We start from the raw sequence: 24,847 nt of genomic DNA on the forward strand, positions 1-24,847 counted from the left end.
CTAACAAATGGGGCTCTTACGGTACACACTTTGGCGGCTCGCACAGGCGATCCCGGTACTCGTCGGAATTATCACGATCACGTTCTTCCTCGCCAACCAGATCCCCGGCGATCCGGTCGAGATCATGCTGGGACCCAGTCCCGCACAGGAGCAGGTGGAGGCGATCCGGGCCCGATACGGCCTCGACCGCCCGGCCTACGAGCGGTTCCTGACGTACCTCTCGGGCGTCGCAACAGGTGACCTCGGCCAGAGCATCTACTACGACCGGCCGGTCCTCGAGATGATCCTGCTCCGGCTCCCGGTGACGCTGTACCTCACCGTGTCGGCGTTCATGTTCGCGATCGTGACCGCCATCCCGCTCGGCGTCATCTCGGCGAAGCGCCGGAACAAGCCCGCCGACCACGTCTCCCGGATCGTCTCGCTCATCGGCGTCTCGACGCCGTCGTTCTGGATCGGTCTCATGCTCATCATCGTCTTCGCGTTCTACCTCGGGTGGTTCCCCGCCCGCGGACTGCCGCTCCCGTGGGCGGATCCGACGGACGTCCGCGGCGCGGAGACCCAACTCCAGGTGCTCCGGACGTCGTTACATCACCTCGCGATGCCGATGGTGGCGCTCGGGACGCTCCAGATGGCCCAGATCACCCGGATCGAGCGGTCGTCGATGGTGGAGTCGCTCCAGGGGGAGTACGTCAAACTCGCCCGCGCCTACGGCGTCTCCGAGTCGAAGATCGTCCGCAAACACGCCTTCCAAGTGGCACAGCTCCCCGTGATCACCATCATCGGTCTCGGCCTCTCGACGGCCCTCGGCGGCGCGGTGCTGACCGAGACCGTCTTCGAGATACCGGGGATGGGGCGGCTCATCATCACGGCGATCAGCAACCAAGACTACGAACTGATCATGGGGACGACGTTCATGTTCGGCGTCGCGTTCGTCGTCGGCGTCATCATCACGGACATCGCGTACGCGTACATCGATCCCCGTGTCGCCTACGGTGACGAGACATAATGGCTACCGAAACCGACTCATCGACTGACGCCCCGACCGACACCGGGGGAACCGGCCCGGAGGAGATCGAGGCCCGCGTCGGCCTCCGATACACCCTGCGACAAGTGAAACGCGACACGACGGCGCGGATCGGGATCTACACCGTCGGGTTCATCGCCGTCGTGGCGATACTCGCGTCGATCGACCACTACGTGTTCGACTACGGGATCGCGGAGGCGATCTGGTACAGCCCGGTACAGGACCCCGAACAGGTCCAACGGCTCCTCCCGCCGGTCGGGATGGAGAACCAGTACGGACAGGGGGTCCTCGAACACCCGATGGGGACCGACCACCGCGGCCGCGACATCTTCGGCCGGCTGTTCTACGGGACTCGGATCGCCATCACCGTCGGCTTCATGGCCACGGCGATCGGTCTCGTCGGCGGCACGCTGATCGGCGCGGTCTCGGGCTACTACGGCGGCTGGATCGACGACGTGCTCCAGCGCGTCACCGAGACGATCTACGCGATCCCGTTCCTCGTCTTGGTCATCGCGTTCATGACCGCGTTCGGCAAGGAGCTCACCTTCGCGATGGTCGGGGTGGGGATCACCTCGGTCCCGGTGTTCAACCGCCTGATCCGGTCGCGGGTCGTCTCGGTCCGCGAGGAGGACTACATCGAGGCCGCCCGCGCGGCCGGGGTGAAAGACCGGAACATCATCCTCCGGCACGTCATCCCGAACAGCTTCGCCCCCGTGCTCGTCCAGGCGACGCTCCAGATCGGCGTGAGCATCCTCATCGTCGCCGGGCTCTCGTTCCTCGGGTTCGGCGCGCAGCCGCCGACCCCGTCGTGGGGGCAGATGCTCTCGGCGTCGCGGAACTACATGCTCCCCGCGCCGACGTTCAGCCTCTTCCCCGGACTGGCGATTCTCGTCACCGTCATCGGCTTCAACATTCTCGGCGACGGCCTACAGGACGCTCTCGACCCGCGGATAAACAACTGATATGACCGAACCACTACTCAGCGTACGCGATCTCAAGACACAGTTCTTCACCGAAGACGGCACGGTCCGCGCGGTCGACGGCATCTCCTTCGACGTGAACGAGGGAGAGATCGTCGGGCTCGTCGGCGAGTCCGGCGCCGGAAAGTCCGTCGCGACCTCCAGTATCCTCCGGCTCGTCGACAGCCCCGGTGAGATCGTCGGCGGCGAGATCGAGTTCAAAGGCGAGACGATCTTCGGCCTCGAGGAGGACGACGGCGGCGAGTTGCGGCCGCGCGAGGACATGCTCTCCGAGTCGGAGATGCGGAAGCGGATCCGCGGCCGCGAGATCGCGATCATCTTCCAGGACCCGATGGAGTCGTTGAACCCGGTGTTCACCGTCGGGGGACAGCTCCGGGAGTTCATCGAGATCAACCGCGACCTCGACGCCGAGGAAGCGAAAGCGGAAGCGATCGACATGCTCAGGGAGGTCGGGATCCCGGCGCCGAAGTCCCGGTACGACGAGTACCCGCACCAGTTCTCCGGCGGGATGCGACAGCGCGTGCTGATCGCGATGGCGCTCGCGTGCCAGCCGGACCTGATCATCGCCGACGAGCCGACGACCGCGCTCGACGTCACCGTCGAGGGCGAGATCTTAGAGATGGTAAAGGACCTCCAGGCGAAGTACGACACCGCGTTCATCTGGGTCACCCACGACATGAGCGTCGTCGCGGAGATCTGCGACCGAGTCAGCGTGATGTACCTCGGCGAGATCATCGAACAGGCCGAGGTGGACGACCTGTTCTACGACACGAAACACCCGTACACGTCGGCGCTGCTCGACTCGATGCCGCGCCCGGACGAGACGCTCGACGAGCTCAAACCGATCAAGGGGGTGATGCCGGAGGCGATCGATCCGCCCGCCGGCTGTCGGTTCCACTCGCGGTGTCCGGAGGCGCGGGAGGTGTGCCGCGAGGTCCACCCCGAGCCTAGGAACCTGAGCGGAGAGGGCGAGGCGACGCACACGGCGGCGTGCGTGAAACACGACGCGTTCGACGTGGGCTACGAGGAGAGCCCGCCGATCGACACGGACGCGACCGGCGGCTTCTCCGCCGGCTTCACGGAGACCGGAGGTGAGGCGGAATGACCGAGGTCGGACCGCCGGATTCGGACCCCGAGGCGCTGTTACAGGTCCGGAACCTGTGTAAGTACTTCGACAACGACAGCGGGCTGTTGGGCGGCGTCTCGGTCGACGGCGAGTTCCCCTACGTGAGACGGGACCCGTCGGACGTCCGCGCCGTCGACGGCGTGAACTTCGACATCAAGGAGGGCGAGACCCTCGGACTCGTCGGCGAGTCCGGCTGCGGGAAGTCCACGCTGGCGCGCACCGTCCTCCGGCTGCTCAAGCCGACGGACGGGAGCGTCTACTTCCAGGGCGAGGACCTCGCGTCGCTGTCCGGCGAGCCGCTGCGGCGGAAGCGGAAGGACATGCAGATGATCTTCCAGGACCCGCAGTCCTCGCTGGACCCGCGGATGAAGGTCGGCCCCATCGTCGAGGAGCCGATGAAGGCCCACGACATGCTCGACGACGAAGGGCGGGAGGCGCGAGCGAAGGAGCTGTTAGAGAAGGTGGGACTCGACCCGCAACACTACAACCGCTACCCCCACGCGTTCTCCGGCGGGCAGCGCCAGCGCGTGAACCTCGCGCGGGCGCTGTCGGTGAACCCCGACTTCATCGTCTGCGACGAGCCCGTGTCGGCGCTCGACGTGTCGATCCAGGCGCAGGTGCTCAACACGATGGAAGAGCTCCAAGCGGAGTTCGACCTGACGTACCTGTTCATCGCACACGACCTGAGCGTCATCCGCCACATCTCCGACCGCGTGGCGGTGATGTACCTCGGGAACATCGTCGAGCTGGCCGACAAAGAGGAGCTGTTCGAGAACCCGAAACACCCGTACACCCGGGCGTTACTCGACGCCATCCCGGTCCCGGACCCGCGGAGCGACGGGCGGAAAGAACTCCTCTCTGGCGACGTGCCGTCGCCGATCGATCCGCCGTCGGGCTGTCGGTTCCGGACGCGGTGTCCGAAGGTGATCCAGCCGGAGGCGTACGACATGAGCGACGCCGCCTGGCGGAACGTCGTGGAGTTCCAGCGCGCCGTCAGGCGGCGGGCGTTCGAGGAGACCGATCCGAACGCCCTCCGGGCGCGCTACTTCGACGACGCGGTCCCGAGCGGCGACGCGGGCACGCTGCTCGACGAGGCGCTCGGCCACATCGAACGCGAGGAGTTCGAGGACGCCGAGGGACTTCTCACCGAGCGGTTCACGGACGAGAGCGTCTGCGCGACCGCGAACCCAGCCTACGAACTGGACCCCGACCTCGACGACGGCCGTCACTACGCGGCGTGTCACCTGCGGCGGGACGAGGCGATCGCGTCCGCGGTCGACGAGGCCGCGCTGGACGGGTCGGTGTCGCCGAACACGGGGGCCTCCGGCGCGGACGACTGAGCGCTCGCCGCGGGTCGGAGGTCGGGGAGAACGGTCGTTTTTTCGAGGGTGATTCGGTTCGGCGAGGACGGGGTCGGTCGGCGGGGAGCTACCGGATCCGGATCTGCGTGGCGTCCTCGTGACGGGCGTCGGCGTCCGGGACGGGAACGAACACGGTGATCGTGTGGTCGCCGCGCTCGGCCCGGACCGACCGGTCGAGCCCGTCGTCGCCGCCGGAGCGGCGGAACCGCCCGTTCCACGTGGCCGTCGCGTGCTTCGTCTCGCCGGCTCGGAGCGACAGCGAGGACGCCTCGGCGGGCACGTAGCGCCGCTCGTCGGTGGCCTCGACGACGCCGTCGACCGCCCAGCCCCACAGGCGGCGGGTCGTCGTGGGGACCTCGATCGGGACCGGCAGGCGGTTGCGGATCGCGACGGTGATCGCGACCGGCTCGTCGGGCGCGTACTCGGCGGCGTCCGTGCTGACGGTCACCTCGATCGCTCGCCGCGCCACCGAGCGCGGGACGACGCGACCGAGGGCGTCAGAGAGGTAGTTCCGCGTCTCGTCGAAGCCGGTGCGGTCCGCCGAACCGTCGTGGCGTTTGTCGACCATGTGCGTCTCTGAAGGTGGTAAATCGGGACTCCGCGGTTCGACTCCGGGTAGGAGTGTTCCGGTACTAAGCGTTCGGGTCGGTCTCGTCGGCGGGCGACGGGCCGGCGTCGTCGACCACTTCGACCAGTTCCATCAGGGGATAGCCGTCCGCCATCGCCATCCGCGTGCGGGCCGTGATGCCCTCGTACTCGATCCGCATCTCGACGTCCATCAGGGAGCCGGTGAGCTCGGTGTACCCGTTCTCGTGGTCGATGGCGTCGGCGACCCGGTCGTCGTGGATCGTCACGTCGACCGCCTCGCAGTGCGGCTGGTTTTCGATCGACTCCGCCATCGCGGCCTCCAGACTCCGCGTGCTCGACGGACTGACGGGCGTTCCGGCGAACTGGTGGTACAGCGAGCCGAATTTGATCCCGGCCTCGAAACACGCCTGCTGGGCGTCGGTTGCCATGGTGGAACGCGGCCGCGGGCGGGCAAGAAGGTTCGGACGGCGGGCGGGCGCGGACGCGGTGGTCGACGCGCGGCGCGTGGGCCGAATCGGTGACCGGACGGAGCCGCCGGAGCGTCGCGGGCGACCCGCCGTGGTCAGACGTACTCGAGGATGTCGCGGAAGTTGATCGCGACGGCCAACGCGGCGCTGATGACCAGCACGATGATCGTCGCCATCGGATCCATCGCCTCCGTGCCCTGGGAGTACACCACCATGCCGTACATCTCCTTCGTGAGCGCGTCCATCGTGCCGCCGACGAAGAAGACGCGGATGAAGTCCTCGAACGAGCGGAGCCAGGCGAACACGAAGCCGGCCGCGATCGCGGGAGAGATGATCGGGAGCGTGATGTCTCTCAGCACGGCGCTGCCGTCCGCGCCGAGGTCGCGGGCGCCCTCCTCGAGCTTGCGGTCGAAGACGGCGAGCCTAGCGATCACCGGCAGGACGATGAACGGCAGCCCGTACACGGAGTGAGCGAGCACGGTCGTAAAGAAGCCGGAAGAGAGCCCGACGACGCGGAACAGGATCAGGAGCGAGATCCCCATGATGATCCCCGGCATCAACAGCGGGACGATGACGAGACCTCTGAGCAGCGACTTCCCGCGGAAGCTGTGCCGGGCGATGGCGAACCCCAGCGGGACGCCGAGCAGCGTCGCGACCGAGGCGGACACCGTCGCCACGAACGCGCTCTGTCTGGCCGCCATGAGGAGCGACGCGTTGGTGAAGAGGCTGACGTAGTTCTGAAGCGTGACGCCCCCGAGGGGGAAAAGAACCGAGTTCTCCGTGAACGAGAGGACGATTATCTGCGAGAGCGGGAGCCAGAGGAACAGGACGATGCCGATCGTCAGCGCCCACATGCCGTACGAGGCGAAGCCGGAGACGATCCGGTCGACGGAGACGGTCTCCGTGAGGCCGGGCCGGCCGACGAGACGCGACAGCCGGCTGTATTTCTCGCTGTCCGACATGGTTCACCCCATCGCCTCCAGGCTGGTGGTACGCATCACGATCGCGAACGCGACGATGGTCGGGATGATGAGGAACAGCGACCCCGCCGCCCCGAAGTCGATCGCGTACATCTCGTTTATCCTGGCCGTGAGCACCTCGGCGATCATGAGGAACTTCCCCCGGGCGAGGAACTGGGGCGTGATGAACGTCCCGAGCGCCGGGACGAACACGAAGACGCACCCGGTGATGAGCCCCTGTGCCGACAGCGGGACCACGACGTCCTTCGCGATCTCCAGCCGCGTCGCCCCGAGGTCGCGCGACGCCTCGATGACGCCGTAGTCGATTCCCTCGAGGCTCGAGTACAGCGTCAGTAGCATGTACGGGAAGAAGGCGTGGGTGAGCGAGATGATCACCGCCAGTTCCCCGTACTCGAAGGCCCCGACCGGTTCGGAGACGAGAGGCGTCGCGACCAGCGCCGAGTTGATCAGCCCCTGGCTGCCGAACAGGGAGAGCCACGAGTAGATGCGCACGATGAAGATGGTGAAAAACGGGACCAAGACCGCGAACAACAGGAGCTTGAATCGCCGTCCGGAGAGCCGCGTGAGCAGGTACGCGACCGGGTACGCGAGGACGACGGTCAGGAACGTGGTGGCCCCGGCGATGCGTAGGGAGAGGAAGAACGAGTCGACGAACGGGGTCTGGAAAAGCCCGCTCTCCCCGACGAACAGCTCTCTGTAGTTCGACACGGAGAAGGACCACACCACGTCGTACGAGCTGTTGATCTCGGCGAAGCTCACCATCACGAGGAACGCGGTCGGGACCAGTATCAGCGTGAGCAGCCATCCGACTCCCGGTCCCGCCATGAGCGCGAGCTTCGCCCGCTTGCTTCGCCGTCCGAACGCGTCGTCGAGCTTTTGGATGGTGCTCATCTCGTGCTCACGCGTTCTTTACCCGCTGGAACATCTCGATCCACTCGTCGTCTTTCTCGGCGGGCTTGAATGGGATCATCCCCTCGAGCACGCCCGGTTCGATCTGGAGCGACTCCTTCTCGATGTTGTCCATCGCGTCCTGCGAGGTGTTCATGATGTTCCGGTTCTCCGAGAGCGCCGCGCCGGTCTCGGGGCTGATGTACTCGTTTAACACCTGGAAGGCGGCCTCCTTGTTCGAGGAGCCGGCGGTGACGACGGCCCCTTCGAACCAGGTGAGCTCCTCCTCTTTCGGCTGGGAGAATTCCACGCTGTCGACGTCGTTCATGATCCCCACGTGGGTGCTGCGGTTCGCGAACGAGACGGCGATGTTCCCGTTCTGGTAGTCCTGCGTGAGCGTCTCCTCGTCGTGGATGAACCCGAGGAGGTTCGGCTTGAACTCGGTCAGCGTCTCCTCGATCGTCGTGAGCTGCTCGTCGGTGAACGAGACGGTGTCGCCCTCGAACGCCTCGGTGTAACCGAGCGCGAGCCCCGTCGCCATGATCGACTTGTAGTAGCCGTCGTACAGGGTGATGCTGCCGGTGAGGTCAACGCCCGCGTACTCCTCGCTGAAGAGGACGTCGTAGGAGTGCTCGTGGTCCTCCGGGAGCTTCGAGCTGTCGTAGCCGTACGCGTACCACCCGAACTGGACGGGCATCCCGTAGACGTCGTCGCCGTCGGAGAACTGGCCCTCCGCCGCGCTCTGGAACGTGGGATACAGCGCGTCGAAGTTGGTCATGATGTCCATGTCCACCGGGGCGGCCAGGTCCGCGTCGATGAACCGCGGGACGTACTCGTTGTTCGGGATGACGATGTCGTACTGTTCGCCTCCGCCCGCGTTCACGGTGGAGAACATGTTCGCGGAGCCGTCGGCGACCGAAATCTCCAACTCGACGCCGTCGAGCGCCTCCTCGACCTGATCGTTGACCCCGTCGTATCCGGTCCACGTCAGGATCGAGACCGTGGTTGATCCGCCGCCACCAATACATCCGGACAGGCCCGCCATACCGGTGACACCGGCCGCGCCCGTCGCTTTGATGAACTGCCGTCTGTCTACCATACGCATCAGCGGATTTTGCTGATATGTTATAAATCTGCCCCAAGTAACACTGTTATAGCAAAATATTACCCTTATATTGTTCTACCTATAACTTTCTGAGACGTGCAATGTGACATATACCCATTTCAGGTCGGTGTTTTTTTGCTCTCACCCCCGAACAGTCATATTTTATCCTGCTTGATTCAATAATTCGGGTATTTGCGCCCATATTTTGTGTATTACGTGTTTAAATCGTATGTATTCTCGAATATAATCGTTTTAACTGGACAAAACTTAAATACTATCGGCGTGTTCGGTCGCCGTATGACGACACCAACGACGGCGGTACAGCTCGACGGCGTTCGGAAGGAGTTCGGCGACACGACCGCTGTCGACGGGATCGACATCGATCTCCGGCACGGCGAGTTCTTCTCGCTCCTGGGACCGTCCGGCTGCGGAAAGACGACCACCCTCCGGATGATCAGCGGCTTTGAGACCCCGACCGAGGGCTCGATCCGCATCGAGGGCGACGACGTCGTCCACCGGCCGCCGAACAAGCGGAACACGAACCTGGTGTTTCAGAGCCTCTCGCTGTTTCCGCACATGACCGTCGCCGAGAACGTCGGGTATGGACTCAAAAAGGCGGGCGTCGACTCGAGCGAACGGGGGCGCCTCGTCGAGAAGTACCTCGACATCGTGGACCTCTCGGGGTACGGAGACCGCAAGTCGCAGGACCTCTCGGGGGGACAACAGCAGCGCGTGGCCATCGCGCGTGCGCTTGTGAACGAGCCGGACATCCTGCTGTTGGACGAGCCGCTCTCGAGTCTCGACCGCAAGCTGCGCCAGCAGATGCAGGTCGAACTACAGGAGATCCACGACCGCGTCGAGAGTACGTTCTTTTACGTGACACACGATCAGGACGTGGCGATGAGCATGTCAGACCGTCTCGCCGTGATGAACGACGGCGAGATCGAACAGATCGGGACGCCGAAGGAGATCTACCGCGAGCCGGCGACCGCGTTCGTGGCCGATTTCATCGGCGACACGAACCTCCTCGACGGCGTCGTGGAGAACACGACGCACCCGCCGCGGCTCGAACTCGACGCGGTGACCGACGTGAGCATCGACCTCGGTGACGCCCCGACCAAGGGCGACGTGGTCGCGTCCATCCGTCCCGAAGAGGTCGAGATCGCGGAGGCCGGGGCCGGCGCCATCGACGGAACGGTCGTCGATCAGTACTTCCACGGCGACCGCACGAACCTAGTGATCGAACCGCACGACGACTCGCTCCCGGAGCTCGACGTCGCCGTACAGGGCCGGACGAGCGTCCCCGAGTCCGGCGAGGTTTCCGTCGACCTCAACCCCGACGCGATGAGCGTGTACGCCAAGTAGCCGCCCGGTTCGGCCGAGCGTAGTCGCGCGACCGGTGCCCGCCGACGGGTCGTCCGCCGACCGATCGCCCCGGCTCCCGGAACACCGAAAGTGAACTCAGACACCACCATCGATCCGAACGAACGTATCGAACTCGCATGAATGGAAGCATCGACGCGAACGCCGCAGCCGAGGGAACAGACGTGCTGCTCCACCACAGCGTCTCGGCCGTCTTCGGCGGCGACTTCGTCGAGCGGCTGGCGTCGGGGGTCGACAGCGCGCTCCCGTCGACGGAGCAGGTCGAGACGGCGACGACCGCCGAGGAGTCCCGCGCGGCCATCGACGACGCGAACGTCGTCTTGACAATCCGGTCGATCAGCGACCAGCTCTCCGACGGGGCGGCGCCCGACTGGATCCAGACGCTCAACTCCGGCGTCGACTCGTACGACCTCGACACGCTCGCGGACCGGGAGGTCGCGGTGACGAACGCCGCCGGCGTCGCGGCCGAACCGATAGCCGAACAGGTGCTCGGCTACCTGCTGGTCTTCGAACGTCGGATCCACAAGGGGATCCGCCAACAGGAGCGCGACGGCGTCTGGCGGCGGTACTCCGCGGGCGAACTCGCCGGGAAGACCCTCGGGATCGTCGGCGTCGGCGCCATCGGCACGCGCGTCGCGGAGCTAGCCTCGGCGTTCGACGTGGAGGTGATCGGCACGAAGCGCACGCCGGAAACCGCCCCCGACGCCGTCGACGAGGCGTACCCGCCCAAGGAGCTACCGGAGCTGCTCGCCCGGTCCGACTACCTCGTCCTCGCGTGCCCGCTCGTCGAGGCGACGCGGGGGCTGATCGGCACCGAGGAGCTGATGTCGATGCGGTCCGACGCGGTGCTGGTGAACGTTGCCCGTGGGGAGGTCGTCGAAGAGTCGGCTCTCGAGACCGCCCTCCAGCAGAGCCGCATCCGCGGGGCCGCCCTCGACGTGTTCGAGAAGGAACCCCTTCCCCAGGAGTCGCCGCTGTGGGACCTGTCGAACGCGGTCATCACCCCGCATATGGCGGGGTCAACGCCGAAATACGCCGACCGGGTCGGGTCGCTGTTCGAGGAGAACTACCGGCGCTACGCCGCCGGCGACCTCGAGGACCTCCGGAACCGGATCCTCTGACGGCCGGGTGGAGAGAGTCAGTCGTCCGCCTCGACCGTCGGGGCCTCGGCGCGGACCGCGGTCGCCAGCGCCGCGATCCCCTCGTCGATCGAGTCGGGCGAGGCGTGGCTGAACGACAGCCGCGCGTTGCGCGTCCCCCCGTCCTCGTGATAGAAGAACGACCCCGGAAGGTACGCCACGCCCTCGTCGATGGCGTCGGGGAGCATCTCCTCGGCGTCGACCCCCTCGGGGAACTCGACCCAGAGGAAGAAGCCCCCGTCGGGTTCGCTCCACGTCGTTTCCGGCGGCATCCGCTCGTCGAGGCTCTCCATCATCCGATCGCGCCGCTCGCGGTAGCCAGCGGTCAGCTCCTCGATCGCCCGGTCGAGCCGACCGTCCTCGGCGTAGCGAGCGATGAGACCGCGGGTGAAGCTCGGCTCGCCGCCCGCGTTGATACGGTCGAACTGTTCGACGAACGACGGCTCGGCGATGATCCACCCGGTCCGGACGCCCGGCGCGATCGTCTTCGAGAACGTGTTGACCCGGATCGCCCGGCCCGTCTCGTCGAGCGACCGGAGCGGCGGTGGCTCCGCGCAGTTGTACCGGAGCTGTCCGTACGGGTCGTCCTCGAGGACCAAGAAGTCGTACCGCACCGCTAGCTCGAGCAGGCGCTCGCGCCGCTCCGCGGAGAGGGTTACCCCGGTCGGGTTGTGGAAGTTGGGGATGGTGTACAGCAGTTTCGGCAGCGGCTCGCCGGCCATCTCGCGCGCGGCGAGGTCGGCTGCGAGCGCCTCGATGTCGAGCCCCGCCTCGTCCATGTCGACGCCCTCGATGTCGACCCCGTAGTTGCGAAAGAGGCGCAGCGCGCCCATGAACGTTGGCGCCTCGACGAAAACCGTGTCGCCCGGGTCGAGGACTGTCTGACACACAGTGTCGATCGCGTTCGTCGCGCCGTTCGTCACGTGGATCTCCTCGGTCCCGCAGTCGATCCCGCGGTCGCGGGCCCGATCGGCGATCACCTCCGGGAGGGCGTCGGCGTACTCGCCGCCGCCGTACTGGAGCGCTCGGTCGCCCTCGGCGTCGAAGAGGGATTCGGCCGCCGAGACCAACTCCTCGTTCGGGAACGAGTCCGGATACGGGAATCCGAAGCTCAGCGGGACGGCCTCGGGGTCGCGGATATCCCGCCACGCCCCGTACACGGAGCTATCCATCGTTTCCCGGACGGTCTCGGCGAACAAGTGGTCGAGCCCGTCCGACTGGTCGCGGTCACTCATTCGGGTCGTCTACTGACACCAGTGTGTGGATAATAAATCTATGGGCCGTTTCACCGACAAAACAACCACATATTGAGAATATAGTGTCTCTACTGAGATTTTATTTCCATTATCAGTGATCGATGTACAATGCTATGCCGACACCCACGTCACACGTGCCGATAGGCGGGTCACTTCTCGACGGGGACTGGTTCCATCAGCCGGTAGCCCTCGGTCGTCGTCCGCGTGCCCGACGGGGTGACGGGCATGCCGGCGAACTGGCGGTACGACGAGCCGAACGTGATTCCCGCCCCGAAACACGGCTTCCGGGCATCGATTCCCGCGGCGGGACGCGGCCGCCGGCGGGCGAGACAGTCCGGACGGCCGGCGAGGAACCGGTCATCGCCCGGGGCTGAGAACCGAAGGCGTTTGGTGGGGCGGGCGGAACGGACCGGTATGGACTACCTCCGCGTCGCCGGCGGACGAGTGCTCCGGCCCGACGGCCGAGTCGAGCGGGCGGACGTCGCGGTCGATCGCGACGAGGGAACGATCCGGGCCGTCGGAGCGCCGGACGAAGTCGACGACGCGGTCGGCGAGCCGCCCGGCGAGGCGCTCGACGCCGACGGGTCGCTGGTGATCCCCGGGCTCGTCAACGCCCACACGCACGTCGCGATGACGCTGCTGCGCGGGTACGCAGACGACAAGCCGCTCGACCCGTGGCTCCGCGAGGACATCTGGCCGGCCGAGGCCGAACTGACGCCCGACGACATCGAGGCGGGCGCCGAACTCGGCGTCCTCGAGATGATCCGGTCGGGGACGACGGCGTTCGCGGACATGTACTTCGCGATGGACCGCGTCGCCGACGTGGTCGACCGCGCGGGGCTGCGCGCCCGCCTCGGCCACGGCGTCGTGACGGTCGCGAAAGAGGACGCGGACGCGCGGGCGGACGTGGAGGAGAGCCTCGCCGTCGCGCGCGAACTCGACGGCGCCGCGGACGGCCGGATCCGCACCGCGTTCATGCCGCACTCGCTGACGACGGTCGGCGAGGAGTACCTGCGCGAGGGGGTCGCCGGCGCGCGTGAGGCGGGCGTCCCGGTTCACCTCCACGCGAACGAGACGACAGACGAGGTCGATCCGATCGTCGACGAGCGCGGCGAGCGACCGATCGCGTACGCCGAGTCTCTCGACGCGCTCGGCGCGGACGACTTCTTCGCGCACGGCGTCCACGTCGACGACTCGGAGGTCGACCGACTCGCCGAGGCGGGGACCGCGGTCGTCCACTGTCCGGCCTCGAACATGAAACTCGCCAGCGGGATGGCGCCGGTCCAGCGGCTCCGGGAGGCGGGCGTGACGGTCGCGCTCGGCACCGACGGGGCGGCCTCGAACAACGACCTCGACGTGTTCGACGAGATGCGCGACGCCGCCATGCTCGGGAAACTCGCCGCGGACGACGCCGCGGCGGTCCCGGCCAGCGCGGTCGTCGAAATGGCGACGGCGGGCGGCGCGGACGCGCTCGGGCTCCCCGGCGGCCGGATCGAAGCGGGCGCGGCCGCCGACCTCGCGGTAGTCGACCTCGACGCGCCGCACCTCACGCCGGTCCACGACCCGGTCTCCCACCTCGCGTACGCGGCGCACGGGAGCGACGTGCGCCACACGGTCTGTGACGGCGAGGTGCTGATGCGCGACCGCGAGGTCCTGACGCTCGACGCGGCGGCGGTCCGAGAGCGCGCCGCGAACGCCGCGAGCGACCTCGTCGAGCGGGTCGAATCGGCGTAGCGCACAGCGAGAGCGCGATCAAACGCGACGCGCAAACCCGACCCGCGTCGGCAGTATTTAGCTGTCAAATTCAGGACCCGCGGCCTGTTTATCAATGAACGCGCGGTGGCGCGTGCCGACGAACGCCCGAAGGGCGTGAGTCGCACGCGCGAGGGACGCCGTGAGCGACGGGCGACCGAAGGGAGGCCGGAGCGAACGGCAGCGAGGCGCTGTGCTGTGCGGGGCGAGACTCAAAGGGGCGGCCGCGAGGGCGGCGCAGGCGTTCACGAGAGCAAAGCTCTCGTGAGCCAATCAGAACGCGCAGCGTTCTGATGACGACGCAAGGACCGCAAGGAGAGCGGCAGCGACCGACTGAGGAGCGTGGTTCGAGAGAGCGAAGCTCTCTCGTCATCACGAGACGCCGAAGGCGTCTCGAACGACGGCGAGCGTGCGCCGCCCTCGCGGCTGGGGCTTTGGAGGTGTTCGCTGTCGATCCGGTATCAACCGTTTGTAAGCGAACGGCCGGGGCCTTGGAGATCATCGCCGCGAGATGGTCGCCTGCTTATAAACAACGGAACACGACTCGGTAGAGCGCGACAGTCCCGGAGACGTATCGCGCGCGAGCGACGACGGACCCGAAACCAGGGACGAACCCGGCACCGATCACGGCGAAACCGCCGCCGAACCTCTGATCCACCAAAACAGACGCCTCAGAGCCGTTAAGCCGGATACAAACCGAATTAAACCGCGTTAAGGGACTTCTCTTTTTATACGGTAACAGGGAGTGGACCCGAGTGGACATGAGACAACGCACGACCAGTCTGCTGCTGATCGCGGTCGTCGCACTCGGTGCGATGACCGGCGTCGCGGCCGCCGACGGCCACCTCGAAGTGGGAGTCGAGGACGCCGACGGCGAACCGACGGTAACGGTGACCGACAACGACACCGCCGTCGAGAACGCCACGGTGAACGTCTCGACCGCCGCCGACCAGAACGTCACCTACGTCGGTGACGGCGAGTACGCGACCGACGAGAACGGAACGGTCGCACTCCCCGCCGCCGAGGAGGACGTGACGGTCAACGTCTCGGCCACCGCGGACAACGAGACCGACTCGGCGACCGTCGACCTCGAAGCCCCTGAGGGCCTCGAACTCGACGTGGCCGACACCGACGGAGCGCCCGTCGTCACGGTCACGAACGACGACGACGCCGTGGAGAACGCGAGCGTGAACGTCTCGACCGTCGACGGGCAGAACGCCACCTACGCCGGCGACGGCGACTACACCACGGACGCGAACGGGACCGTCGAACTCCCCGCCGCGGAGGAGAACGTCACGGTCGATGTGACCGCCGAGTACGAAGGGGAGAGCGTCACGCAGACCGTCGACCTGACCGTCGGCGGCGAGAACTCGTCCGCGGACCAGCCGTTCGGACAGCTGGTTCGGGAGTTCATCGAGCGACTCAGCGGCCGCGAGGGCGGCATCGGCGGGGCCGTCTCCGACTTCGTGACGGAGAACAACCCCGGCAACGCGCCGGACCACGCCGGCGGACCCGGCGGTCCGGCTGACGCCGAGGACGACGGCGCCAACGAGACCGACGACGAGAACGCGAGCGACGCTCCGGGTAACGCTCCCGAAGGCGTCGGGAACGCGAACGACGACGGCGAGCGCGGCCCGCCGGACCACGCCGGTCCCGGTGAGGACGACGGCGACGACGCTGACGACGGCGACGACGCCGACGAAACAGAAGAAGACGACGCGGAAGAGGACGAGGCAGAGAGTGAGGAAGACGAAGCGGACGAAGCGGACGAAGACGAAGAGGAGGAAGAAGCGGGCGACGAGGACGATGACGACGAGGACGACGGCGGACCGCCGGACCACGCCGGCGGCCCGGGCGGTAACTGATCGGACGGGCTGACCGCCCGTCCGGCGGCGCGAGCGACCCGAACGGTGACTGACGGCCGAAGCGGCTTTTTCGGAGGGGAGTCCGGTGTCGGCAGGGTTTAGTGCGCCGTGAGCGAAGCGTGAGGCATGAGCGAAACCGCGTACGCGCCGGTGTCACAGCACCTCTCGGACGTCGAGGCGGCCCGGGAGGAGGGGCGCCGGAAGATGGACTGGGCGCTCCAGCACATGCCGATTCTGAACGCGCTCCGCGAGGAGTTCGTCGACGAGCAGCCGCTCGAAGGCGAGACGATCGCGATGGCGATGCACGTCGAGGCGAAGACGGCGAACCTCGTCGAACTGCTCGCCGAGGGCGGCGCCGAGGTCGCGATCACCGGCTGTAACCCCCTCTCGACGCACGACGACGTGTCGGCCGCGCTCGACGCGCACGAGTCGATCACCTCCTACGCGGTCCGCGGCGTCGACGACGACGCGTACTACGACGCGATGCACGCCTGTATCGCGCACGGCCCCACCATCACCGTCGACGACGGGATGGACATGGTGAAACTCGTCCACGAGGAGTACCCGGACCTCATCGACTCCATCGTCGGCGGCGCCGAGGAGACGACCACCGGCGTCGACCGCCTGCGCGCGATGGACGCCGACGGCGAGTTGAACTACCCCGTCTTCGCCGTGAACGACACGCCGATGAAACAGCTGTTCGACAACGTCCACGGCACGGGCGAGTCGTCGCTCGCGACCATCGCGATGACGACGAACCTCTCGTGGGCCGGCAAGAACGTCGTCGTCGGCGGCTACGGCCAGTGCGGGAAGGGCGTCGCGAAGAAGGCCTCGGGCCAGAACGCGAACGTCATCGTCTGCGAGGTCGACCCGCGGAAGGCGCTCGAAGCCCACATGGAGGGGTACGAGGTGCTCCCGATGGTCGAGGCCGCGAAGAAGGGCGACGTGTTCATCACGACGACGGGCAACCGCGACGTGATCACCCGCGAGCACTTCGAGGAGATGGGTGACGGCGTCCTGCTGGCGAACGCCGGCCACTTCGACGTGGAGGTGAACCTCGATCACCTCGACGACCTCGCCGTCGACCGCTACGAGGTCCGCGAGGGGGTCGAGGGGTTCGAGATGCCCGACGGACGCGTCCTGAACGTCATCGCCGAGGGGCGACTGGTCAACCTCGCCGCGCCCATCGCCCTCGGTCACCCGGTCGAAGTGATGGACCAGAGCTTCGGCGTCCAAGCGGTCGTCGTGCGCGAACTGGCCGACAACGGCGACGCGTACGAGGCCGGCGTCCACGACGTCCCCGACGAACTCGACCGCGAGGTCGCCGAGATCAAACTCGCCGCCGAAGGCGTCGAACACGACCACCTCACCGACGAACAGCGCGAGTACATGGGCAGTTGGGAACACGGCACCTGATCGGACTCGACTGGGGCCGACTCCGGTAGGTCGGTGCCGCGCGGTCCGTTCGACCGGCTTTTGTGCGACGCGACCGTACCGAGTGTATGAACCTGACGGCGGTGTTACACAGCGGTTTCGGGGTAGCGGTGGTGGCCGGAATTCTCGTCTCGGACACGACGCTTCGGATCGCCGCGTTCGCGCTCGGCGCCGTGCTCTTCGTCGCCGGGATCGTCGTGTCGCGACGCGGCGACTGAGGCGAGCGCCTCCGGCGCGCGCCCTTTTTGCCCCGCGACCGCCTACGGAGCCCAGTGACAGTCACGAGCGTCCACGACCCGAGCCACCGCGAGGCGCTCTGGGAGCTGGAAGACGCCTTCGAGCGCGGCGACCTCGTCAGCCTGTTCGGCCGCTGTACGGTCTCGTACGAGGGCCGCGCCGCCTCCGACCTCGGTGCCGGCGACCGGCTGCTCGTGTTGAAGCCCGACGGCGCCGCCCTCGTCCACACTGACGAGGGCCGTCAGCCCGTCAACTGGCAGCCGCCGGGGTCGGAACACCGCGCCGCGGTCCGCGAGGGGCGACTGCGCGTGGTCTCGTCGCGAACCAACCCCGACGAGACGCTGACGGTCCGCTTTTCGGCCGTCGAACAGCTCTCGGCGATGCGCGTGACGGGCGGCCGCGACCTCGAGCTTCACGGCAGCGAGGAGGACCTCCGGACTCGAATCTTGGAACGCCCGGACCTCGTCGAGCCGGGGTTCGAACCCCGAGAGACCGAACGGCCCTCGGGCGCCGGGCCGATGGACGTGTTCGGCGTCGACGCCGACGGGACGCCGGTCGTCGTCGAGCTGAAACGCCGCCGGGTCGGACCGGACGCGGTCGGGCAGCTCGCCCGGTACGTGCGCGCGCTCCGCGAGGAGCTGGGCGTCGAGGGCGACGGGGATCTGGAGGGCGAAGGCGACCGCGACGGCGAGAGCGCGCCCGAAGTCCGCGGCGTTCTGGTCGCGCCGTCGGTCACGGATCGAGCCGCGGAGCGACTCGCCGACCGAGGGTTCGCCCACGTCGCGCTCGAACCGGCCCCGGACGGGTGACTCGAATCGCGTGTCAACCCGTGGCTCGATCCGGCGGCTGACAGACGCTGACGGCCGACGGGTCGGCGGAGACGGCTCGCTATCGAAGGCTTTATCGCCGCAGCACGGGCTACATCGGACAAGTAGCCATGTCTGACAAACCCGCCTCTATGTATCGGACGATCGACAAGCCGTCGTACACCCGCCGCGAATACATCACGGGCATTCCCGGCTCGAAGATCGCCCAGCACAACATGGGCGACCTCTCCGCGGAGCCGGACGACTACCCCGTCCAGATCAGCCTCCGCGTCGAGGAGGAGCTCCAGGTCCGACACGGCTCGCTGGAGAGCGCGCGCCTCTCGGCGAACCGTCACCTCATCAAGGAGCTCGGCGAGGGCAACTACAAGATGACCCTCCGCAAGTTCCCCCACCAAGTCATCCGAGAGAACAAGCAGGCGACCGGCGCCGGCGCGGACCGCGTCTCCGACGGGATGCGGCAGGCGTTCGGCAAGCCGGTCGGCACCGCCGCGCGACTCAGCAAGGACGACGTGGTCTTCACGGCCTACTGCGACGTCGAGCAGGCGTCCGTCGTGAAGGAAGCGTTCCGCCGCGCGTACAACAAGCTCTCGCCGCCGTGCCGGATCACGGTCGACCGCGGCGAGAAGCTGCTCGTCTCGTAACGACCGACTCCACCCCCGTCCCCGAGGCGGGTCCTTTTCCGCGCGACCGTTTCCGGACAGCCGCGGCGCCGGGCACGGAGAGACGCGGGTGCGACCCCCGAGCCGAACTCCTGAAATACCTCGCTCGCGTACCAAACCGCAGTGTCACAGCAGTTGGCCGAGGTCGAGACGCTGTTCCTCCACGAGTCGCGGAGCGACTACACCGTCGTCGCCACCCGCGACGGCAACCGGGTCCTCCGCGGGCGGCTCGAACTCAAGGACACGTCTGCGGGCCCGCGCCCGGCGAAGTTCCGCGTCGTCCGCGACGGCGAGGACCACCCTCGCCAGCCGGACGAGTTCGTCGACCTCGCGCGGGCGGCCGACCGCATCCGGATCTCCGAGCAGACGACCCCGGAGAACCGGAAGCGGCTGGAGGCGATGCTCGACGGCTATCAGCTGGACTCGCTCGCCGTGCGGACCTGCCGGCGCTGCGCGAACGACGGCCGGTACGGGCCGATCACGAGCGACGACGCGATCGAGCACAACGGCGAACTGATCTGTCGGGACTGTGCCCGTCGAGAGCTGGAACGAGAGCTGTCGTACAAAGGCGAGTTCACGGGCGCGGCCGAGGAGCGCCTCGAAGAGCTCCTGTACGAGTCCGGTGACTTAGACCGGATCGTGAGCCTGCTTCAGGGCGGGCTCGACCCGGACCTCACGAAGTACGACGAGGTCTCCGCGAACGTCGACGACGTCTCGCCGGTGCGGACCGAGGATCTGGACCTCCATCCGGACCTCTCCGCGCACCTTCAGGGCCGGTTCGAGGAGCTGCTGCCGGTCCAGAGCCTCTCCGTCCGGAACGGACTCTTAGACGGCGACGACCAGCTGGTCGTGAGCGCGACCGCGACCGGGAAGACGCTCGTCGGCGAGCTGACCGGGATCGACCGCGCGCTGAAGGGGGACGGGAAGCTGCTCTTCTTGGTTCCGCTCGTCGCGCTCGCCAATCAGAAACACGAGGACTTCGAGGAGCGCTACGGCGACCTCCTCGACGTCTCCATCCGCGTCGGCTCCTCGCGGGTGAACGACGACGGCAACCGCTTCGACCCGCACGCCGACGTGATCGTCGGCACCTACGAGGGGATCGACCACGCGCTTCGGACCGGTAAGGACCTCGGCGACGTGGGAACGGTGGTCATCGACGAGGTCCACACGCTGAAGGAGGGCGAGCGCGGCCACCGGCTCGACGGGCTCATCTCGCGTCTGAAGTACTACAGCGAAGACCGGATGGAGACCCACGAGGGGTACGACGGCACCCAGTTCGTCTACCTCTCGGCGACCGTCGGTAACCCGGAGTGGCTCGCGAAGAAGCTCCGCGCCACGCTCATCGAGTACGAGGAGCGGCCCGTGCCAATCGAGCGTCACGTCACCTTCGCCGACAGCCGCGAGAAGGCGCAGATCGCCGACAAGCTCGTGAAACGCGAGTTCGACACGAAATCGTCGAAGGGGTACCGCGGGCAGACGATCATCTTCACGAACTCGCGGCGTCGCTGTCACGAGATCAGCCGCAAGCTGCGGTACGACTCGGCGCCGTACCACGCCGGCCTCGACTACAAGCGGCGGAAGAAGGTCGAGCGCCAGTTCGGGAACCAGGACCTCTCGGCGGTCGTCACCACCGCGGCGCTTGCGGCCGGGGTCGACTTCCCCGCCTCGCAGGTGATCTTCGACTCGCTGGCGATGGGGATCGAGTGGCTCTCCGTCCAGGAGTTCTCGCAGATGCTCGGGCGCGCGGGGCGACCGGACTACCACGACCGCGGTCGCGTCTACCTCCTCGTCGAGCCCGACGGCGTGTACCACGGCTCGATGGACCGCACGGAAGACGAGGTCGCGTTCACCCTCCTGAAAGGCGAGATGGAGGACGTGGCGACCCACTACGACGAGACCGCGGCCGCCGAGGAGACGCTCGCGAACGTCGTCGTGGCCGGGAAGAAAGCCAAGCGACTCAACGACCGGATGATCGGCGAGGTGCCCACGAAACACGCCCTGGGGAAGCTGCTGGAGTGGAACTTCATCGACGGCTTCGAACCGACGGCGCTGGGTCGTGGCGTCACGAGGCACTTCCTCGCGCCCGACGAGGCGTTCTTCATCCTCGATTCGGTGCGGAAGGGGACCGACCCGTACGACATCGTCGCCGACCTCGAGCGGCGCGACGACGAGGAGTGACGGCAGAGCGAGCGCTCGGGCGGACGGCCTCCGTCCTCGGATCCCGCGAACTGGTCCGGCTCAGACGCCCCAGAGGACCGCGATGCCCGCCGTCGTGACGACCGCCAACAGCAACTGGAGCGGGGCGCCGACCCGGAAGAAGTCAGTGAACTCGTAGCCGCCCGGCGCGTACACCATGAGGTTCGTCTGATACCCGATCGGGGTGAGCACGGCCGAGGAGGCCGCAAACGTCACCGCGAGGACGAACGCGAAGGGGTTCGCTCCGATCTGGACGGCGGTCTCGACCGCGACGGGGATCATGAGGACGACGCTGGCGTTGTTGCTGATGACGTTCGTGACGAGCGCCGTGAACAGGTAGAACGCGCCCAACACGAGGACCGGCGAGAGGCCGACGGTCCCGACGACCGCGACGTCCGCGAGCCAGGCCGCCGCGCCGGTCCGTTCCACGGCGACGCCGAGCGGGATCAGTCCGGCGAGCAGGAGGATGACGCTCCAGTCGACCGCGTCGTACATCTCTCCGGGCTTCACGCAACCGGTCACGACCATCGCGACGATGCCGCCGAGCGCGCTCACGGGGATCGTGAGCACCTCCAGCGCCGCCAGCGCCACGACCGCGACGAGGATGCCGACCGCGACGGGGATCCGGCTCGTCCGGAAGTCGGGGCGGGTGAGTTCGCGGGCGAGGACGAAGTCCCGGTCGGCGGCGAAGCGACCGATCGTCGTCTCCGTCGCCTGAATCAGGAGGGCGTCGCCGCCGCGGAGCGGTCGCTCGTCCATCCGGGCGTGGATGACGCGCTCGCCGCGTCGGATCGCGAGGACGCTGGCGTCGTAGCGGTCCCTGAAGAACAGCGTTTCGAGCGTCTCCCCGATCACCGACGCCTCCGGCGAGACGACGATTTCGACGAGGCTCTGGTCGGTCACCGGTTCGACGGCCGCCTCGTCGGCGTCGAGTTGTTCATCCGTCACCTCGGCGTCGGGCGCGAGGTCGAGCCCCTCGGCGTCGACGAGCGAGAGCAGGTTCTCGCGGTCGGTCCGGAGCACGAGCACGTCGCCCGCGTGGACCTCCTTCGGGCCCAGCGGTTCGGTGAACGCCCGGTCGTCGCGGATCAGCTGAACCACGTCGGCGTCGACGTCGAGCGCTTCGAGGCTCGCGCCGATCGTCTCGCCGACGAGCGGGGAGTCCTCGCGGACGACGGCCTCGGTGAGGTACTCGGCCATGTCGAACTCGGCGACGAGCCCGTCGCCGGCCGCGATCCGTTCCGGGACGAGGTACCGGCCGACCGTCGCGAGGTACGCGACCCCGGTCAGGAGGACGACGAGGCCGAGCCCGGTGAACTCGAACATCGAGAAGGGGTGATCGAGGAGGCGGGCGGAGACGTCGGAGGCGAGGATGTTCGTCGAGGTGCCGACGAGCGTCAGCATCCCGCCGAGCATCGCGGCGAAGGAGGCGGGCATCAACAGCTTCGACGGGGAGATGCCGGTCCGTTCGGCGATGGTGTTCACCATCGGGATCATGATCGCCACGACCGGCGTGTTGTTGATGAAGCCGGCCGTCCCGCCGGAGAGGCCGAGGACCGCGAGCAGTTGCTTGTTCGGGCTGTCTCCGAAGCGGTCGGCGATGGCGGCCCCGACGAGGTTCACGAGCCCCGACTGTCGAATGCCCTCGCTGAGGATGAACATCGCGAGGACCGTCACCGTCGCCGGACTGGCGAACCCGCTTATCCCGACCGCGGCGTCGACGCCGGTCCACGGCTCTAAGACGACGAGCGCGACCATCACCGCGATCGCCGTGACGTCCACGGGGACCAGTTCGGTGACGAAGAGGACGAGCGCGACGGCGACGAGACCGAATATCACGGCGATTTCGGTCGTTATCGGCGGGATCGCGCCGGTGAGTGGAAGGAGTGACGTCGGCAACACCGTTGATCCTCAGATACCGGGGAGGCCAAAGAGGCTTCCCCCTTCCCGCGCGAGCGCAACGAAACCCTTTAGCGACTCTTGCGGGTACGTACTGGTGCGGGACCGTGGGTTAGTGGTATACTCCGGGCCTTGGGTGCCCGTGACCCCGGTTCGAATCCGGGCGGTCCCATCGCTGCCGCGAACATCCGTGAGCGGCAGCGCTGGAACGGATTCGAACTTTACCGGTCGCGCGCAGCGAACGGAGCGAGCGAGCACGTCCGGTTCCGGTTCGAATCCGGGCGGTCCCATTCCTGCTGCGAGCAACTCCGCGAGCAGCAGCGTCGGAACGGATGCGAACCACGGAACGAACCGAGAGAAGTCGCGGCGTCAGGCCAGGTCCGTGAGCGACTGCTGTTCGTAGACGTCGGGGTCGGCCGGCGGCGCGTCGCGGACCTCGGGGTAGTACTCCCGGATCTGGTTCGCCAGCTCCTCGCCCAGCCGGACGGGGACGGCGTTACCGATCTGTTTCATCACGTCGGTCTTGGTCCCCTCGAACGCGAAGTCGTCGGGGAACGTCTGGAGCCGCGCCATCTCCCGGGGCGTGAGGTAGCGGTCCTCGTGCGGGTGGATGAAGACGTTCGTGCTCACCGTCAGCGACGGCTCCTCGGGGTGGAGCCGGCGGAGGTACGTGCCGTACCGCTTGACGATCTCCGGCTCGTGGGGACAGGCGTCGGTGTCCTCGCAGTCACAGCGGTACTTCTTCGTCTTCAGGCGGTCCGGGAGGTCGCGGTAGTAGCCGCCCGGCGGGACGTGGCGAATGCGTTCGAGCGTCTTCTCGCCGGTGTTCGCGTACGTCATGTTCGGGAGGTCGTCGGTCGCGTCCGCGAGCGCCTCGCCGGCGGTGCGCCAGCTCCCCTCCGGCGTCGTCGGCTCCGGGAACCGGATCGGCACGTCGCGGTCGGTGCCGACGAAGAAGATCCGGCGACGCTTCTGCGGGACGCCGTACTGTTCGGCCTCTAACACCCGGTACTCGCATTTGTAGCCGTGGGCCGCGAACTCGTCGACGATGAGGTCTTTCACGTACCGATCGTCGCTGGTCTGCCGGTTGATCAGGTCGCGGACGTTCTCCATCAGGACGACCTGCGGTTCGAGGACGGAGACGACCCGGAGGAACTCCTCGAACAGGGTGTTCCGGCGGTCCTTCTCCATCTCGTCGAGCTCTATCTGCTCGTTGTTGAGCCGGCTAAATCCCTGACACGGCGGCCCGCCGATCACCACTTCGATGTCGGCCGGCTCGTGGCCGGCCCCGCGCACGGCCTCGCGGAGGGCGTCGGCGTCCAACTCGCGGACGTCCCCTTCGAGGAACTCGGTGTCGGGGAAGTTGCGTCGGTACGTCTGCGCGGCCGGCTCCCACTCGTCGCTGCCGAGAACAACGTCGAAGCCGGCCTGCTCGAACCCGCGGTCGAGGCCGCCGCAGCCGGAGAAGAACCCGGCGACGACCGGGGCGTCGGCGTCGTCAGCGCCCACGGGCACCACCTCGTTTCAACGCGGGCGCGCGTACTCGGTCCATTCGTCACCGGATTCGCCGCGGGCGCATAAAAACGTCACACCTCGGCCGGCGAAGCGGCGAGGGCGGAAAGCCCGTGGTGGCGGAGTCGGCGAAGCCCGCGGTGGCGAGACCGACGAGAGCGGCCGGCGT

At 67.4% G+C, this 24,847-nt stretch carries 21 protein-coding genes and 1 tRNA gene; 14 read left to right on the forward strand and 8 right to left on the reverse strand.

The annotated features are described in order from the left end of the window. Nucleotides 1-7 precede the first annotated feature (7 nt). Genes ABDZ89_RS12945 through ABDZ89_RS12960 form a run of 4 tightly spaced genes read left to right on the forward strand, consistent with a single transcriptional unit; the run spans nt 8 to nt 4,470 of the window. Nucleotides 8-1,006 (forward strand): ABC transporter permease, encoded by a 999-nt coding sequence (locus ABDZ89_RS12945; protein WP_343779742.1) that lies wholly within the window; start codon nt 8-10, stop codon nt 1,004-1,006. Further along, nucleotides 1,006-1,986, forward strand: coding sequence for an ABC transporter permease (locus ABDZ89_RS12950; RefSeq protein ID WP_343779743.1), 981 nt, complete (start codon nt 1,006-1,008; stop codon nt 1,984-1,986). The genes ABDZ89_RS12945 and ABDZ89_RS12950 overlap by 1 nt, the downstream gene beginning before the upstream one ends. A gap of 1 nt (nt 1,987) precedes the next feature. Next, complete coding sequence (locus ABDZ89_RS12955; protein WP_343779744.1) at nt 1,988-3,109, forward strand: ABC transporter ATP-binding protein; 1,122 nt, start codon at nt 1,988-1,990, stop codon at nt 3,107-3,109. Further along, nucleotides 3,106-4,470, forward strand: coding sequence for an ABC transporter ATP-binding protein (locus ABDZ89_RS12960; protein WP_343779745.1), 1,365 nt, complete (start codon nt 3,106-3,108; stop codon nt 4,468-4,470). Before ABDZ89_RS12955 ends, ABDZ89_RS12960 begins: the two co-directional genes overlap by 4 nt. Nucleotides 4,471-4,558: 88 nt before the next feature. Here ABDZ89_RS12960 and ABDZ89_RS12965 read toward each other — a convergent pair whose 3' ends face one another. The 5 genes from ABDZ89_RS12965 to ABDZ89_RS12985 all read right to left on the reverse strand — a co-directional run bounded on the left by ABDZ89_RS12965 (nt 4,559) and on the right by ABDZ89_RS12985 (nt 8,513). Next, nucleotides 4,559-5,059: a DUF7974 family protein gene (locus ABDZ89_RS12965; protein WP_343779746.1), complete on the reverse strand. Its 501-nt coding sequence runs from the start codon at nt 5,057-5,059 to the stop codon at nt 4,559-4,561. Between the two features lie 64 nt (nt 5,060-5,123). Continuing rightward, nucleotides 5,124-5,507 carry a dihydroneopterin aldolase family protein gene (locus ABDZ89_RS12970; protein ID WP_343779748.1) on the reverse strand — a complete coding sequence of 128 codons (384 nt, stop codon included), beginning with the start codon at nt 5,505-5,507 and terminating at the stop codon, nt 5,124-5,126. Nucleotides 5,508-5,641: 134 nt separating this feature from the next. After that, nucleotides 5,642-6,508: an ABC transporter permease gene (locus tag ABDZ89_RS12975; protein WP_343779750.1), complete on the reverse strand. Its 867-nt coding sequence runs from the start codon at nt 6,506-6,508 to the stop codon at nt 5,642-5,644. Between the two features lie 3 nt (nt 6,509-6,511). After that, nucleotides 6,512-7,417, reverse strand: a complete 906-nt coding sequence (locus ABDZ89_RS12980) for an ABC transporter permease (RefSeq protein ID WP_343779751.1) — start codon at nt 7,415-7,417, stop codon at nt 6,512-6,514. 7 nt (nt 7,418-7,424) lie between these two features. Next, nucleotides 7,425-8,513, reverse strand: a complete 1,089-nt coding sequence (locus ABDZ89_RS12985) for an ABC transporter substrate-binding protein (RefSeq protein WP_343779753.1) — start codon at nt 8,511-8,513, stop codon at nt 7,425-7,427. Nucleotides 8,514-8,816: 303 nt separating this feature from the next. Here ABDZ89_RS12985 and ABDZ89_RS12990 point away from each other — a divergent pair, with 303 nt between their 5' ends. Both ABDZ89_RS12990 and ABDZ89_RS12995 read left to right on the forward strand, forming a co-directional pair. Further along, the gene (locus ABDZ89_RS12990) at nt 8,817-9,884 is read left to right on the forward strand and encodes an ABC transporter ATP-binding protein (protein WP_343779754.1); all 1,068 of its coding nucleotides are present in this window, start codon (nt 8,817-8,819) and stop codon (nt 9,882-9,884) included. A gap of 137 nt (nt 9,885-10,021) precedes the next feature. Further along, nucleotides 10,022-11,023 carry a D-2-hydroxyacid dehydrogenase gene (locus ABDZ89_RS12995; protein WP_343779755.1) on the forward strand — a complete coding sequence of 334 codons (1,002 nt, stop codon included), beginning with the start codon at nt 10,022-10,024 and terminating at the stop codon, nt 11,021-11,023. A 17-nt stretch (nt 11,024-11,040) separates the two neighbouring features. On the opposite strand, the gene ABDZ89_RS13000 is transcribed toward ABDZ89_RS12995, so the two are convergent. Then, on the reverse strand, nt 11,041-12,276 hold the full coding sequence (locus ABDZ89_RS13000) for an aminotransferase-like domain-containing protein (protein WP_343779756.1): 1,236 nt from the start codon (nt 12,274-12,276) through the stop codon (nt 11,041-11,043). Between the two features lie 435 nt (nt 12,277-12,711). Between ABDZ89_RS13000 and ABDZ89_RS13010 the strand changes: the two genes are divergently transcribed. The 7 genes from ABDZ89_RS13010 (at nt 12,712) to ABDZ89_RS13040 (ending at nt 21,249) form a co-directional block, all read left to right on the forward strand. Continuing rightward, nucleotides 12,712-14,031, forward strand: coding sequence for an amidohydrolase (locus tag ABDZ89_RS13010; RefSeq protein WP_343779758.1), 1,320 nt, complete (start codon nt 12,712-12,714; stop codon nt 14,029-14,031). A gap of 779 nt (nt 14,032-14,810) precedes the next feature. Beyond that, nucleotides 14,811-15,914, forward strand: coding sequence for a hypothetical protein (locus ABDZ89_RS13015; RefSeq protein ID WP_343779759.1), 1,104 nt, complete (start codon nt 14,811-14,813; stop codon nt 15,912-15,914). A 126-nt stretch (nt 15,915-16,040) separates the two neighbouring features. Next, nucleotides 16,041-17,330: an adenosylhomocysteinase gene (locus ABDZ89_RS13020; RefSeq protein WP_343779760.1), complete on the forward strand. Its 1,290-nt coding sequence runs from the start codon at nt 16,041-16,043 to the stop codon at nt 17,328-17,330. Between the two features lie 86 nt (nt 17,331-17,416). After that, nucleotides 17,417-17,566, forward strand: a complete 150-nt coding sequence (locus tag ABDZ89_RS13025; protein ID WP_343779761.1) for a hypothetical protein — start codon at nt 17,417-17,419, stop codon at nt 17,564-17,566. A gap of 54 nt (nt 17,567-17,620) precedes the next feature. Beyond that, entirely contained in the window at nt 17,621-18,394 is a 774-nt protein-coding gene (gene nucS / locus ABDZ89_RS13030) for an endonuclease NucS (protein WP_343779763.1), read from the forward strand. Between the two features lie 128 nt (nt 18,395-18,522). Then, complete coding sequence (locus tag ABDZ89_RS13035) at nt 18,523-19,053, forward strand: 50S ribosomal protein L16 (RefSeq protein WP_215087182.1); 531 nt, start codon at nt 18,523-18,525, stop codon at nt 19,051-19,053. A 141-nt stretch (nt 19,054-19,194) separates the two neighbouring features. Continuing rightward, nucleotides 19,195-21,249, forward strand: coding sequence for a DEAD/DEAH box helicase (locus ABDZ89_RS13040; protein WP_343779765.1), 2,055 nt, complete (start codon nt 19,195-19,197; stop codon nt 21,247-21,249). 60 nt (nt 21,250-21,309) lie between these two features. Here the strand turns inward: ABDZ89_RS13040 and ABDZ89_RS13045 are convergent, their stop codons facing one another. Then, complete coding sequence (locus ABDZ89_RS13045) at nt 21,310-23,112, reverse strand: SLC13 family permease (protein ID WP_343779859.1); 1,803 nt, start codon at nt 23,110-23,112, stop codon at nt 21,310-21,312. Between the two features lie 155 nt (nt 23,113-23,267). Here ABDZ89_RS13045 and ABDZ89_RS13050 point away from each other — a divergent pair. After that, nucleotides 23,268-23,338 (forward strand) — tRNA-Pro (locus ABDZ89_RS13050). Between the two features lie 197 nt (nt 23,339-23,535). Here the strand turns inward: ABDZ89_RS13050 and ABDZ89_RS13055 are convergent. Then, complete coding sequence (locus tag ABDZ89_RS13055; protein WP_343779766.1) at nt 23,536-24,684, reverse strand: DNA cytosine methyltransferase; 1,149 nt, start codon at nt 24,682-24,684, stop codon at nt 23,536-23,538. Between the last annotated feature and the right edge of the window lie 163 nt (nt 24,685-24,847).

It is taken from the genome of Halorubrum ejinorense (assembly GCF_039522565.1).
GTDB classification, from domain to species: Archaea; Halobacteriota; Halobacteria; order Halobacteriales; family Haloferacaceae; genus Halorubrum; species Halorubrum ejinorense.